Raw genomic sequence first — 12,802 nt, forward strand, 5'->3', positions numbered from 1 at the left:
CACTTCGTGCCATTGCGTCCCGGGGGACTGGTCCCATCACCGAATTGCAGCGACTGACCGTTTCTCTAAGAGGGGGTTTTGAACGGCGGCAGGGTTGTCTGGTGTTCCAGTTCACTGGCCAGCTAGACGCTTATTCCGAGAAGCAGTTCATCACCTACGTCGAGGATGTGCTCCTGGCCAATCCTGCTCCTTTGGTTATTGACCTGAACAAGATTGACTTTCTTGACTCTTCTGGCCTAGGGGCTTTGGTTCAAACTGCCAAGAAGTGCACCGATGCCAAACGGTCATTTGCCCTTGTAGGCAATGCAAGGGTGGTCCAAACCGTGAAGCTTGTGCGGCTTGAGGATTTTCTCCACCTGGCAGTTGATCTGCGTACAGCTTTAAATCAGTTGAAAGCTTGAACAATTGGATTCGGAGTCAATCAGCGATTGGCGGTGCTAATGAACTGGGACCGTTGCAGTTGGCTTGGCTTGGTGATGCTGTTTGGGAATTGCATCAGCGTCTGCGTCATTGTTACCAACCTGGCAGATCTGAAGATCTACATCGAGCTGTTGTTGACGAGGTTAAGGCCGCTGCTCAGGCAGAAGCTCTGCTTCGTTTAGATCCGCATCTTTCAGATCTTGAGAAGGATTTGGTACGGCGAGGTCGTAACAAATCCGGACGAGGACCACGCCGTGGAGATGCAGCGACCTACGGCAAGGCCACAGGATTTGAGACAATGGTTGGCTGGCTCTTTTTGCAGAATCCGGCGCGGCTTGCGCAGCTCTTGGATCAACTGGAGGAGACCGAACAAGACTGGCTATAGCTTCTTCACTTCTTATGAGCTCCCGCTTTGATCGCCGTTCAGGAAACCCCCCTCGCGGTGGTCGTCCTAGAGGAGGTCGTCCTGGTGGCATCCGACGGGATGGCGAGGGGGATTCTGGTCGTTCTGCTTACGGAAGCCGCTCTTCCGGCAGCCGGCCATCGGGTGGTCGTTCCTCTGGACCGCGAGGGGTGTATCGCTCCAGGCCTGATGGAGAATCTGGTGATAGCCCTTCAAAAGTATTCAATGGTGAGAGCTCTGGGCAGGGCCGTTTCAACCGGGACCGTCCTCGATCTGAGCAGGGGCGTTTTAGCCGGGACCGTCCTCGATCTGAGCAGGGGCGTTTTAGCCGGGATCGTCCTCGCTCTGAGCAGGGGCGTGCAAATGAAACTGACAGAAAAGAGGCTCGTCGATTTCGTGATGAGAGACCATCACGACGTCGTAGCGATGAACGGCTAGGGAGACGTTCCTCCTTGGGAGAACGTTCACGTCCTACAGACAGGCTGTTGTCTTCAAAAAGATTAGATCCATCTACTTCGGATCGCGTTCCAGAAGCGGAAGCATTCGGACCGGCTGCTGCCGATGATCTGCTTTGGGGACGTCATGCCAGCCAAGCTGCTCTGGAAGCTGGGCGTCCGATTCATCGCATCTGGTGCACATCAGATTTACGAAGCGCACCAAGGTTTTTGCAATTGCTTCGTGAGGCCAAAGCCTCAGGAGTACTTGTTGAAGAGGTCACCTGGGCTCGTCTCGGTCAACTCACAGGTGGTGCTGTGCATCAAGGAATTGTTCTGCAGACTGCTGCAGCGGAGACCCTTGATTTGCAAAGTCTGATCGAGGGATGTGCGGGTCTTGGGGAATCGCCCCTTTTGCTTGCCCTCGATGGCCTAACGGATCCCCACAATCTCGGCGCCATTATTCGTTCTGCAGAGGCTCTTGGCGCCCATGGGGTTGTTCTCCCACAACGACGAAGTGCTGGTCTCACTGGTTCTGTGGCCAAGGTTGCAGCAGGCGCTTTGGAGCATCTACCAGTAGCGCGTGTCGTGAATCTCAATCGCTCTCTAGAAGCACTGAAGCAAGCGGGATATCGAGTTATTGGCCTGGCGGAGGAAGGGGACATCACCCTTCCAGATGTCGATCTAGACGGACCTTTAGTGATCGTGACGGGATCAGAGAAGCAGGGGATCTCTCTCCTAACTCGTCGCCATTGTGATCAGCTTGTACGCGTTCCATTACGAGGGGTTACTCCCAGTCTGAATGCCTCTGTTGCTACTGCGATGTGTTTATACGAGGTTGCTCGTCGTGGCTGGATGAAGGGGGTTCATGGCCAAGCTCCATCACCCAGGATCGTTCGGCCTCAATGCCCTTTGCCGGTGATCTCTTGCGACTCCATTTCCGTGGAGTCAGAACCCATTGCCAAAACCAATCATTCGCCAATCCATCAGCCGGATGAGATTGAGCGGTTTGGTGAGGCTTTGCCGTCCAGCTTGGCCAACCAGCAACTTTGTTCCAAAGATGATGAGCCACCGATGGATCGCCAAATAGGGGATTTGCAGGCAGAAAGAACTTCGATTGAGGATGAGGATTTGCTGACCAGTCAGCTTTGCAATTTTGACGTTCGTGAGGATCAGTCACCTGATGAAGAGAGTGTTCAGGGTTGATCCAAAAGTTCCTTGGCAGCCGACAGCGAAAAACCAATTGGGACATGACGAGGCAAAATAATGCTCATCCGCCAACCTCAATCATGGGTTCATTGATTAGGCCGCTGCGTAGCCTCGTCAATGTCTTTGGTTTGGCTTGGTGGGCCAGGGTTGAAACCCGTGAACCAAATGTCACCTATTGGTTCGGCCCTTTTTTGACCCGAAAGAGTCTTGAGGTCAAGCTGTCGACCTTTGTTGCGGATCTCTCTTTTGAGGGACCTGCGTCTGTGAATCACACCCTCGTGCGGTGTCGTCGCGTCGAGCCGCTGACGATCGCAGTCGAAGGCTGGTCAGACGACTGATAGCGTCGCTGCTGCACAGCACAGCACCGCAAGCCGATGGCGATCGCTGAATGGCGTCAGCAACTAAAGCTCGGCGAGGTTTCCGCCAGGGAACTCACAGATCACCAACTTGCTCGTATCGCAGCGGTGGATCCCACTCTGCACGCTTTTCTGGATGTCACAGCAGAGCGAGCTCGTGCCGATGCCGATCGCATCGATGAGGCCTTGGCTGCAGGTGAGTCTCTGCCACCTCTGGCTGGTGTGCCTTTGGCAATTAAGGACAACCTCTGCACGAAAGGAATACGCACCACCTGTTCCAGTCGAATGCTGGAAACCTTTGTGCCGCCCTATGAATCCACCGTCACTGAGCGCCTCTGGCAGGCCGGTGCTGTGCTTCTCGGGAAAACAAATCTCGATGAGTTCGCCATGGGTAGCTCGACCGAGACATCTGCGTTTGGGGCTACATCCAATCCCTGGGATATCAGCCGGGTGCCGGGTGGCAGTTCTGGTGGCAGTGCAGCAGCTGTTGCGGCAGGTGAATGCATGGCTGCCTTGGGTTCGGATACTGGGGGCTCAATCCGTCAGCCTGCCTCATTCTGTGGGGTCGTAGGCCTTAAACCCACCTATGGCCGCGTCAGTCGTTGGGGTTTGGTGGCTTTTGCCAGTTCTCTTGATCAAGTTGGACCGTTCACGACCAACGTGGCCGATGCTGCTGAGCTTTTACAAGTGATCGCAGGATCTGATCCTCGTGACTCAACTTGTCTCAATGTTGCTGTTCCCGATTATTGCTCTGCCCTTTCGCAACCAATGTCTGGTGTACGCATCGGCTTGATTCGAGAGTGCTTTGATCAGAACGGCTTGGATGCGCAAGTGAAGAGAACAGTTTTGGCAGCTGCAGAGAAGCTGCAATCCTTGGGAGCGGAACTGGTTGAAGTGAGTTGCCCACGCTTTAGCGATGGCATCGCCACCTATTACGTGATTGCCCCGTCGGAGGCTTCAGCCAACTTGGCGCGTTACGACGGTGTGAAGTACGGCTACCGAGCTGAAGGAGCTGATGCTCTAGCCTCGATGACAGCCCGAAGTCGCGCAGAGGGTTTTGGTAGCGAGGTGCAGCGACGCATCCTGATCGGCACCTATGCCCTGTCGGCTGGTTACATGGATGCTTACTACAAGAAAGCCCAGCAGGTCCGCACATTGATCCGTCAAGATTTTGATGCTGCCTTCCAAACGGTCGATGTGCTGCTGACACCCACATCACCTACCACTGCATTCCAAGTCGGTGCCCACGCTGATGATCCACTTGCCATGTACCTGGCTGACCTGCTGACTATCCCAGCCAACCTGGCTGGCTTGCCTGCCATCAGTCTTCCCTGTGGATTCGATGACGATGGCCTTCCCATCGGGGTGCAGTTGATTGCCAATGTGCTGGAGGAGTCACGCCTCCTACAAGTGGCTTTTCACTATGAGCAATCAGCAAACGTGATGGCAAATCACCCGCAGGGAAACTTCATTCCCTAAACGATCTCTTGCGCTAGATGCAGCGTTTGGCTACATGAACAACCCTGCATCTTGCGCCTCCTCCTAGGCTGGGGGCATGGCATTCGTTCCTCTTCACAACCACAGCGACTACAGCCTTCTGGACGGAGCTACACAGCTCCCCCAGATGGTGAAGCGAGCCAAGGAGCTAGGCATGCCCGCTCTGGCACTCACCGACCACGGTGTGATGTATGGCGCCATTGAACTGCTGAAGCTTTGTAAGAACGCTGAGATCAAGCCGATCATCGGCAATGAGATGTATGTGATCAACGGGTCCATTGAGGATCCACAACCGAAGAAGGAGCGTCGGTATCACCTGGTGGTGCTTGCTAAGAACGCTGTTGGCTATCGCAATCTTGTGAAACTCACCAGCATTAGCCATCTGCGCGGTATGCGCGGCCGAGGCATCTTTGCAAGACCATGCATTGATAAAGAACTGCTCAAGGCCTATAGCGAGGGGTTAATTGTTGCCACCGCTTGTCTTGGTGGGGAGATTCCTCAAGCCATCTTGCGCGGTCGCATTGATGTAGCAAAGGATGTGGCCCGTTGGTACCAGAAGGTCTTTGGCAAAGACTTCTATCTCGAAGTTCAGGATCACGGCTCGCCGGAAGACCGAATCGTCAATGTGGAGATTGTGAGCATCGCCAAAGAGCTAGGGATTGAGCTGATTGCGACCAATGACGCCCATTACCTCAGCAAGAACGATGTGGAGGCCCATGACGCCCTGCTTTGTGTACTGACAGGCAAGTTGATCAGTGATGAGAAGCGTCTGCGATACACAGGTACTGAATACATCAAGTCTGAACAGGAGATGGGACGGCTGTTCGCCGATCATCTCGAGCCTGATGTGCTGCAAGAGGCTATTGCCAACACAGCAGCCGTTGCCGAAAAGGTTGAGGAATACTCAATCCTCGGTAGTTATCAGATGCCTCGTTTCCCTATTCCTGAAGGACATAGCGCCGTGAGTTATCTACACGAGGTCTCAGAGCAGGGGCTACGGCAAAGGTTGAAACTGGCAACGGCAGATCCAATTGATGACCATTACGGCGAAAGGCTCACCTATGAGCTTGGCGTGATGGAACAGATGGGCTTTCCCACCTATTTCCTGGTGGTATGGGATTACATCCGCTTTGCACGTGAACAGGGCATTCCAGTAGGACCAGGGAGGGGGTCAGCCGCTGGCTCACTCGTGGCATATGCCCTTGGTATTACCAACATTGATCCTGTTCAAAACGGATTGTTATTTGAGCGATTCCTTAATCCTGAGCGTAAGTCGATGCCTGATATTGACACTGATTTCTGTATTGAGCGTCGTGGTGAGGTGATCGACTATGTCACTCGTCGTTACGGCGAAGACAAGGTTGCTCAAATTATCACTTTTAACCGAATGACCTCCAAGGCAGTCTTGAAGGATGTAGCCCGGGTGCTTGATATTCCCTATGGAGATGCCGATCGACTTGCCAAGCTTATTCCCGTAGTAAGGGGAAAGCCTGCAAAGCTAGCTGCGATGATCGGCAGCGATTCGCCGAATGCTGAATTCCGTGAGAAGTATCAGAACGATCCAGTAGTTACAAAATGGGTCGATATGGCGATGCGCATTGAAGGTACAAATAAAACCTTTGGCGTTCATGCCGCTGGAGTCGTCATTGCTGCTGAGCCCCTAGATGATCTTGTACCGCTTCAGCGTAATAACGATGGACAGGTAATTACTCAATACTTCATGGAGGATGTGGAATCGATGGGGTTATTGAAGATGGATTTTCTTGGGCTCAAGAATCTCACCATGATTGACAAAACACTTGAGCTTGTTGAAGTCAGCAATGGAGAGAGAATTGATCCTGATCAATTGCCTCCAGAGGATCCTGAAACTTTTGCCTTACTTGCAAGGGGAGATCTTGAGGGCATCTTTCAACTTGAATCGAGTGGGATGAGACAGATTGTGCGTGACCTTCGCCCCTCATCTCTTGAAGATATCTCCTCAATTTTAGCTTTGTACAGACCAGGTCCTTTGGATGCCGGATTGATTCCAAAATTTATCAATCGGAAACATGGTCGGGAGGCAATTGATTTTGCTCATGCTGCCCTTGAACCAATCCTTAAGGAGACTTACGGGATCATGGTTTATCAGGAGCAGATCATGAAGATTGCTCAGGATCTTGCTGGCTATTCTCTCGGCGAAGCTGACTTGCTGCGGCGTGCAATGGGCAAGAAAAAGGTTTCAGAGATGCAGAAACATCGCAGTATTTTTGTTGAAGGTGCAAGTCGAAGTGGTGTTGATAAGAAGATCGCCGATGAGCTATTCGACCAAATGGTTTTGTTCGCCGAATATTGCTTCAACAAGAGTCACTCAACGGCTTATGGCGCTGTTACTTATCAAACTGCTTATTTAAAGGCACATTATCCAGTCGCCTATATGGCGTCATTACTGACAGTCAATGCTGGCGCTAGTGACAAGGTGCAGCGCTATATCTCGAATTGCAATGCGATGGGGATTGAAGTGATGCCGCCAGATGTGAATGCTTCAGGGATTGATTTCACCCCTGCTGGTGATCGCATCTTGTTTGGTCTTTCTGCTGTGAGAAATCTTGGCGATGGTGCAATCAGGCAGCTAATTGCCAATCGCGATGGTGATGGCCCCTTTGTCTCCCTTGCCGATCTCTGTGATCGTCTGCCTTCCAATGTTCTGAATCGTCGCGGGTTGGAATCTCTTATTCATTGCGGAGCCCTAGATGCCATAGACCCTGAATCGAACCGGGCCCAGTTAATTGCCGACTTGGAGCTTCTGATCAACTGGGCTGCTTCTCGTGCCCGTGATCGACTAAGTGGTCAGGGCAACCTATTTGATCTTGTGGCTGGAGCAGCAGAAGAGCAAACGTCTGATGAGCTGAGCACTGCACCCAAGGCAGCACCGGTTCCCGACTACCCACCGACTGAAAAGCTGAGACTTGAAAAAGAGTTGGTTGGTTTCTACCTTTCTGATCACCCTCTCAAGCAGCTCACTGCTCCAGCTCAATTGCTGGCGCCCATTGGTCTTGCCAGCCTTGAGGATCAGCCTGACAAGGCGAAGGTCAGTGTGATCACGATGCTGACGGAGATGCGCCAAGTCACAACCCGCAAGGGCGATCGCATGGCAGTTCTCAAGATTGAGGATCTCACCGGTGGTTGCGAAGCTGTGGTGTTCCCAAAAAGCTATGCCCGTCTATCAGATCACCTCATGTTGGAAGCGCGACTGCTTATCTGGGGCTCTGTTGATCGTCGCGACGACCGTATCCAATTGATCATTGATGATTGCCGCGCCATCGATGACCTTCGACTGCTGTTGGTGGAGTTGATGCCTGATGAAGCCTGTGACATCACTGTGCAGCACAAGCTTCGGGAATGTCTCCATCAGCATCGCCCAGCCAAGGATGAATTTGGCGTGCGGGTACCCGTGGTGGCAGCGGTTCGCCAGGGTCCCCAGGTGCGTTACGTATGCCTAGGTCATCAGTTCTGCGTTCGTGACGCTTCTGCTGCACTCAGTTCCCTTCAACAGCAAGCATTCAAAGCTCGATGCAGCGACCGACTATTTGTCTGATGTTTGTCCGGATTCCTTTGGCTTGGTCTCTGATTTTGAGCCTGGTTGATTAGCTTTCCTTGAATCGCGCATTCTTCCTATGTTGCGACCAATGTGTTCCAGTCCAAGCAGGCTGCCTGGGGCATCTTCCCAGCTGGCAGATAGAACCCCATAACTCAGTCCTATCAAGCCAACGAGGAAGCAAGCTCCTGAAGTAATCAGCGTGATGAATGGTGAGATATCAGCAATGCCTCGGCTCACAATCAGATAACTAGCTACAAAAACACCCATCCCTGCAGCAGTAGGAAGACCCGAGGCAAAGATCACGCGCCGCAGCATGCGATTGGCCACCGGCTTGGGAATGGCCTGCTGACTGCTGGAGGTCGCTTTTGCTTTCTTGATCTGTGGCGATTTGGATCCCTTTTGGGGCAGGCTTTTGTTGGCCGTTCCGCTCTTGTCAGGCCCGAAAGGCATAGCTTTGCTTCGTTCGGCCATCTGCTTAAGAATTAGAGGGAAATCGCCAAAAGGGATTTAACCGCGGATGCCTAGTTTGGTGATCAGGCCGTTGTAGCGCTGTTCACTTTTTCCGCGTACATAACTGAGCAGGCGCTTGCGACGACCAATCATCTTGAGCAGTCCCTGACGGGATGAGAAGTCGTGCTTGTTCTCCTGCAGGTGCGAGCTGAGCTTGGTAATCCGCTCGCTAAGCATTGCCACTTGCACCTCCACAGACCCCGTATCGGTGCCATGGGTTTGGTTGGCGTTGATCAGCTGTTGCTTTTCTGTTGTATCGAGCGACATGCTTGGCGTTTTGCCCTAAGAGACCAAAAAAACAATCTAACTCTTTGAGGACCATTGTTTAGGCAGCTTCCTGACTAAGCCAGCGCAGGCTTGCTCTCAGCCAGGCGTCAGTGTCGTCGATGGCGGGAACAGACTCAGGCATGTCCCTGGCTCCTATTGCAGCACCGCTGGCCACAGCCCTTATGGCACGGCGTATTTCAAGATCTTCGTAACCAAGGCCCCCGAGGGTGATCTGTAGCTCATGCAGACTTGAATCCTTGAGCTGGTGCGAATCGATCACACCGTTATCCACCAGGGACATTCCAGGATCACGACAACTAAATTCAGCCAACTTTGTGCGCAATTCCACCGCAAGACGTTCGGCTGTGCGCTTGCCTACACCTTGAGCCTGACAAAGCTTGCGTAGGTCTCCCTGCACAATCGCCTCTACAAGTTCTCCGGTCTGACATTCCTCTAGAAGAGCGAGGGCCATCTGGGGCCCCACTCCGCTAACACCAATCAAGGTACGAAACATGTCCCGTTCTCGTCGTTCCGGGAAGCCAAACAAGCTGGATCCATCATCACGCTGCACCTGATGGATCCAGAGGATGAATGTGTTTTGCCCGTGCTCCATTCCGCTGAGATGGCGCGGCGCAATCTGAACCTCGTAACCAACACCAGCACATGCCAAAACGACTCCTTGCCGAGTCCCTTGCTGCCAGGCTTCTACTTTTTGCCCTTGCAGCCAGCCGATCATGAGGTTGCTCTTGATGTCATACATACTGCCTGATCTGTCCAGCCTCTGCTTGATCGTTCGAGGTCCTGCTCAGAGCGTATGGAGCTTGTTTTGCTTTGCGTGACCGGTCTAAAACTCAATTCCTGCAATAGTCATCAGTAGCCTTGCTAGTGGATGTAAGCCGGAAGCCCTGGTACTACAGATTGAGTTGTTGCAAACGGCTCTTACCAGCCGCCTAGATCTTGAGACGGGGAATTCAGCAGACATGGGCCGAGTGCATGTTAAAAAGCGAGATGACAGTCACCTACGTGAGCATTGGGTCTTGAGGGTAATGGGTGACTTTAATTAACAGCTACCTGGTGATTCACTGACTGTAGAAAGTTCGTTTGAATAGTTTCTAGAGCATTTTCAAAAAGGGTGAGTCGCATTTGCCTGTCTATTGATAACCATCTTCAGAAAAGAAACCCAAACGATCTACTAAAAGAAGAACTAGAACCCGGATACCGTATGGCCTATACCTATGACTAAGCTAGACAACCTCATCTATTGAGCAAGGTTCACAGACCGAGAGGAGAACCTAATTATTTTTTTTTTACAAATAGCCTTTCAAGTCAGGTTCCCCATTTCTCTCCTCCCCACTCACCTTATCTAATATAGACCTCTATCAGCATTAGATATCCATTTATCCTGTGCTCCTATTCTGCAGTAGAGATTTGAGTCCCAATCACAATAACTAAGAGACCAGTAAAGATTCTATCTCTTTTAGATACAGGTAACTTCATTACTTCCTCATAGAGTCTATCATTAAAAGATCTAGCATAAACACCTAATAACTGACGAAGAAACGAGGAGCTCTCAGTACTGGGAACAAAAGTCGGAGGAACTCTCAACTGACGAATTGAAGGATGTTAGTAGTGGAGTCTTTAGTGCGTGAATTGAGATTCCGAGAGTAACTAACAGACAAAAGAAAGGTAGGATTCCTTATGACCCAACAGGTTCCGGTTCTGGTGTAACACATAAAGATTAGGAGAAATCTAGAGGACAGGATTTATCTCTCCAACGGAACAGTCCTTACCAGTCGAAAACACTACGTTCTTCACCTGTCTTAGGACCAGGAAGGGGGCTGTAAGACTCCCTTCCATCCTGGACTGCCTACGACAGGTTTCGACGTCTTACAGGTGACGAGATTTAGTTCTCATCAGGCGTTCTTACAGGCATGCTTTAAGGATTTTTTACGGAAATTGCCATCCGATTGTTTACAGCTCAATCAACAAGATTGAGGTCGCAATCTTTTTCTCATGTTGGTTGCTTTTGGATATTCTCTTGTCTGCTTCTGAAGCTGATGAGTGTTGCTCCTAATACCATCAGAGCTCCAATCACGAACCAGCCATCAACGGGTTCAGCAAACAGCAGTACACCCCAGAAAGTTGCGAACAAAACTTGGAAATAGCCAATTGAACCTGCTGTGGCTGCTGGCAAAAGAGTTAATCCCTCGGTAATCCAGATTTGTCCAAGTTGGGTAAATAGGCCAATGCCCATTATCCAGAGCCAATCGATTCCAAGTGGCAAGACTCCCTGATTCCCGAGGAAGAGCAAGGCTATTGGTACTGATGTCAATGGAAAGTAGAAAACGATCACGAGTTGATGTTCCTGCTTGGAAAGCTCACGTACGCAGACGTAGGCCAGAGCTGTAAATAGAGCACCTGAAAGTGCAATAGAGACAGATAAAGGGGAGTAACCGGTGAAGCTTGTGCCAAGCCATTCTGGTTTTAAAATAAGAGTGATCCCCAACCAACCGAGAAGTACTGCTATGCCAATACGATGATGGATTCTTTCTCTTAAAAACATCCATGCCGCTAACGCAATAAATGTTGGATAGGTGTATTGCAGAACGGTTGCGGTAGCAAGGGGTAAGGACGCCAAGGCGTCAAATACACAGAACAATGCCGCTGTGCCCAGCAGCCCGCGCAATAACAGCAACCTTTTACGGTGTCCCCAGGGGGAAACCCCAACCCGACTGAGCATGAACCGAGTAATTGCCAAGCTGATCAGAGATCTTGCGAACAAAATTTCTGCGACCGGTAAACGACCACCAAGGTGTTTGACGCAAACGGTCATCAAGCTGAAGGCCAGAGCGGCGAGCAGGAGTGATTTGAACCCACGCCATTGGCTGTTTGTCTGCAGTTGGTTGTTGCCCTGCATCGACATCATTCATCTCATCCGCAGAACTGAGGCAATGGCATAGTCAACAACACAACAGAAGAGGCCATCCCTGAAAGCCTTTGCCGCAAGGAAAGACCAGCAATAGGATTGAGATCGCCATGACGTTCCAAATTGGTGATGACAAGTCGCGTTGCTTTACGAGAAGCAACCCACTCTCCTAATTCTTTTTAAATTGCCCGACTACAAATCTCTAATGGATTCAAAAGCCGTGAAACTCTCCTCCTTTGGAGTTGCTGCTGTGGTGGCTTCCTTTGTGTTTGTTCCAGTAGCCGCCTGGGCTGGCCCAACGGTTTCTGTACCCGACTTTAAAAACCAGGTAGGAAGGTTGTCTTGGTGGAGCCCGCGTGTGAGCCGTCAGCTCGCGGATGCTCTTTCCAATGAACTAGCCCTTGCTGGTGGACTAACTGTCGTGGAACGGCAGAATCTCAAGGCGGTCCTCTCTGAGCAAGAGCTTGCCGAGTTGGGGATTGTGCGAAACGACGGAGACGCCGCACGTAGCCGTCAAATGCGTGGCGCCCGCTATTTGATTATGGGGCGTGTGAGTGGCTACGAGGATGGGGTTGAAACAAAGCAATCTGGAAGTGGGATGCGCTTTATGGGTTTTGGAGGCTCGAAGACTGTTTCGGAATCCAAGGCTTATGTTTCCATCGACCTACGGGTGGTGGATTCCTCCACTGGAGAGGTTGTCGGTGCGCGAACAGTTGAGGGGCGTGCGACCAGCACAGCTAAGCAGAAAGGCTCCGGCGGATCTTTGGCTCCCTTGGCTGGGATTGTAGGAGGTGCAACCGGTGCAAGAGGGGCAGGGGCCTATGGCCTTGCGGCTGCAGGCACTTTTAGTTACGAAGAATCATCCAGCGAAAGTAATCGCACTCCCGCAGCAAAAGCCATTCGCGCAGCTCTCATTGATGGTGCTGATTATGTGAATTGCCTATTGGTGATTCGTGATGGCTGTTTGGCGTCTTATCAGCAGCAGGAAGCAATTCGACGCTCTAATACACGTGATGTGCTGCAACTCGATTGATGTCGATCAAAGTTTTGTCGTTTTGCGGCAGGGCTGATTAAGCCGTTTGCGCTGCCAATGCAGAGGGGACGATTTTGAAGAGGTTTTGAGTTCTTATTGATCTCGGCCTTGCTTGTCGTATGGATTGCTTTTGCTGATCATGTTGTCTTCTCGACCTCTCGCGGCGCAAC

The 12,802-nt window shown here is 51.5% G+C and carries 11 protein-coding genes; 7 read left to right on the forward strand and 4 right to left on the reverse strand.

The window, feature by feature from the left end:
* Positions 1–44: 44 nt before the first annotated feature.
* The 6 genes from SIB74_RS05535 to SIB74_RS05560 all read left to right on the forward strand — a co-directional run bounded on the left by SIB74_RS05535 (position 45) and on the right by SIB74_RS05560 (position 7,893).
* Complete coding sequence (locus tag SIB74_RS05535) at positions 45–401, forward strand: STAS domain-containing protein (protein ID WP_082818472.1); 357 nt, start codon at positions 45–47, stop codon at positions 399–401.
* Complete coding sequence (locus SIB74_RS05540; protein WP_063395849.1) at positions 398–805, forward strand: Mini-ribonuclease 3; 408 nt, start codon at positions 398–400, stop codon at positions 803–805. Before SIB74_RS05535 ends, SIB74_RS05540 begins: the two co-directional genes overlap by 4 nt.
* Positions 806–819: 14 nt before the next feature.
* Positions 820–2,463, forward strand: a complete 1,644-nt coding sequence (gene rlmB, locus SIB74_RS05545; protein ID WP_063395848.1) for a 23S rRNA (guanosine(2251)-2'-O)-methyltransferase RlmB — start codon at positions 820–822, stop codon at positions 2,461–2,463.
* A gap of 83 nt (positions 2,464–2,546) precedes the next feature.
* The gene (locus SIB74_RS05550; protein WP_063396006.1) at positions 2,547–2,804 is read left to right on the forward strand and encodes a DUF1816 domain-containing protein; all 258 of its coding nucleotides are present in this window, start codon (positions 2,547–2,549) and stop codon (positions 2,802–2,804) included.
* Positions 2,805–2,840: 36 nt separating this feature from the next.
* The gene (gene gatA / locus SIB74_RS05555) at positions 2,841–4,301 is read left to right on the forward strand and encodes an Asp-tRNA(Asn)/Glu-tRNA(Gln) amidotransferase subunit GatA (protein ID WP_063395847.1); all 1,461 of its coding nucleotides are present in this window, start codon (positions 2,841–2,843) and stop codon (positions 4,299–4,301) included.
* Between the two features lie 76 nt (positions 4,302–4,377).
* A complete protein-coding gene (locus SIB74_RS05560) occupies positions 4,378–7,893 on the forward strand; it encodes a DNA polymerase III subunit alpha (protein ID WP_063395846.1) in 3,516 nt (1,171 codons plus the stop codon).
* On the opposite strand, the gene SIB74_RS05565 is transcribed toward SIB74_RS05560, so the two are convergent.
* The 4 genes from SIB74_RS05565 to SIB74_RS05580 all read right to left on the reverse strand — a co-directional run bounded on the left by SIB74_RS05565 (position 7,882) and on the right by SIB74_RS05580 (position 11,599).
* The gene (locus tag SIB74_RS05565; protein WP_063395845.1) at positions 7,882–8,367 is read right to left on the reverse strand and encodes a PAM68 family protein; all 486 of its coding nucleotides are present in this window, start codon (positions 8,365–8,367) and stop codon (positions 7,882–7,884) included. The genes SIB74_RS05560 and SIB74_RS05565 overlap by 12 nt on opposite strands.
* A 36-nt stretch (positions 8,368–8,403) precedes the next feature.
* Positions 8,404–8,673 carry a 30S ribosomal protein S15 gene (gene rpsO / locus SIB74_RS05570; protein WP_011130024.1) on the reverse strand — a complete coding sequence of 90 codons (270 nt, stop codon included), beginning with the start codon at positions 8,671–8,673 and terminating at the stop codon, positions 8,404–8,406.
* A gap of 58 nt (positions 8,674–8,731) precedes the next feature.
* The gene (gene ruvA, locus SIB74_RS05575; protein WP_063396005.1) at positions 8,732–9,409 is read right to left on the reverse strand and encodes a Holliday junction branch migration protein RuvA; all 678 of its coding nucleotides are present in this window, start codon (positions 9,407–9,409) and stop codon (positions 8,732–8,734) included.
* Between the two features lie 1,275 nt (positions 9,410–10,684).
* On the reverse strand, positions 10,685–11,599 hold the full coding sequence (locus SIB74_RS05580) for a DMT family transporter (protein ID WP_063395844.1): 915 nt from the start codon (positions 11,597–11,599) through the stop codon (positions 10,685–10,687).
* 220 nt (positions 11,600–11,819) lie between these two features.
* On the opposite strand from SIB74_RS05580, the gene SIB74_RS05585 reads away from it, so the two are divergent.
* A complete protein-coding gene (locus tag SIB74_RS05585) occupies positions 11,820–12,632 on the forward strand; it encodes a CsgG/HfaB family protein (RefSeq protein ID WP_231906062.1) in 813 nt (270 codons plus the stop codon).
* The last annotated feature ends 170 nt before the right edge of the window (positions 12,633–12,802 follow it).

The organism is Prochlorococcus sp. MIT 1306, assembly GCF_047304515.1.
Lineage (GTDB): Bacteria > Cyanobacteriota > Cyanobacteriia > PCC-6307 > Cyanobiaceae > Prochlorococcus > Prochlorococcus marinus_D.

Coding starts and splice junctions, on each gene's coding strand:
- SIB74_RS05560 (WP_063395846.1), top strand. CDS start 4,378: ATGGCATTCGTTCCTCTTCACAACCACAGCGACTACAGCCTTCTGGAC.
- SIB74_RS05580 (WP_063395844.1), bottom strand. CDS start 11,599: ATGATGTCGATGCAGGGCAACAACCAACTGCAGACAAACAGCCAATGG.
- gatA (WP_063395847.1), top strand. CDS start 2,841: ATGGCGATCGCTGAATGGCGTCAGCAACTAAAGCTCGGCGAGGTTTCC.
- rpsO (WP_011130024.1), bottom strand. CDS start 8,673: ATGTCGCTCGATACAACAGAAAAGCAACAGCTGATCAACGCCAACCAA.
- ruvA (WP_063396005.1), bottom strand. CDS start 9,409: ATGATCGGCTGGCTGCAAGGGCAAAAAGTAGAAGCCTGGCAGCAAGGG.
- rlmB (WP_063395848.1), top strand. CDS start 820: ATGAGCTCCCGCTTTGATCGCCGTTCAGGAAACCCCCCTCGCGGTGGT.
- SIB74_RS05550 (WP_063396006.1), top strand. CDS start 2,547: ATGGGTTCATTGATTAGGCCGCTGCGTAGCCTCGTCAATGTCTTTGGT.
- SIB74_RS05565 (WP_063395845.1), bottom strand. CDS start 8,367: ATGGCCGAACGAAGCAAAGCTATGCCTTTCGGGCCTGACAAGAGCGGA.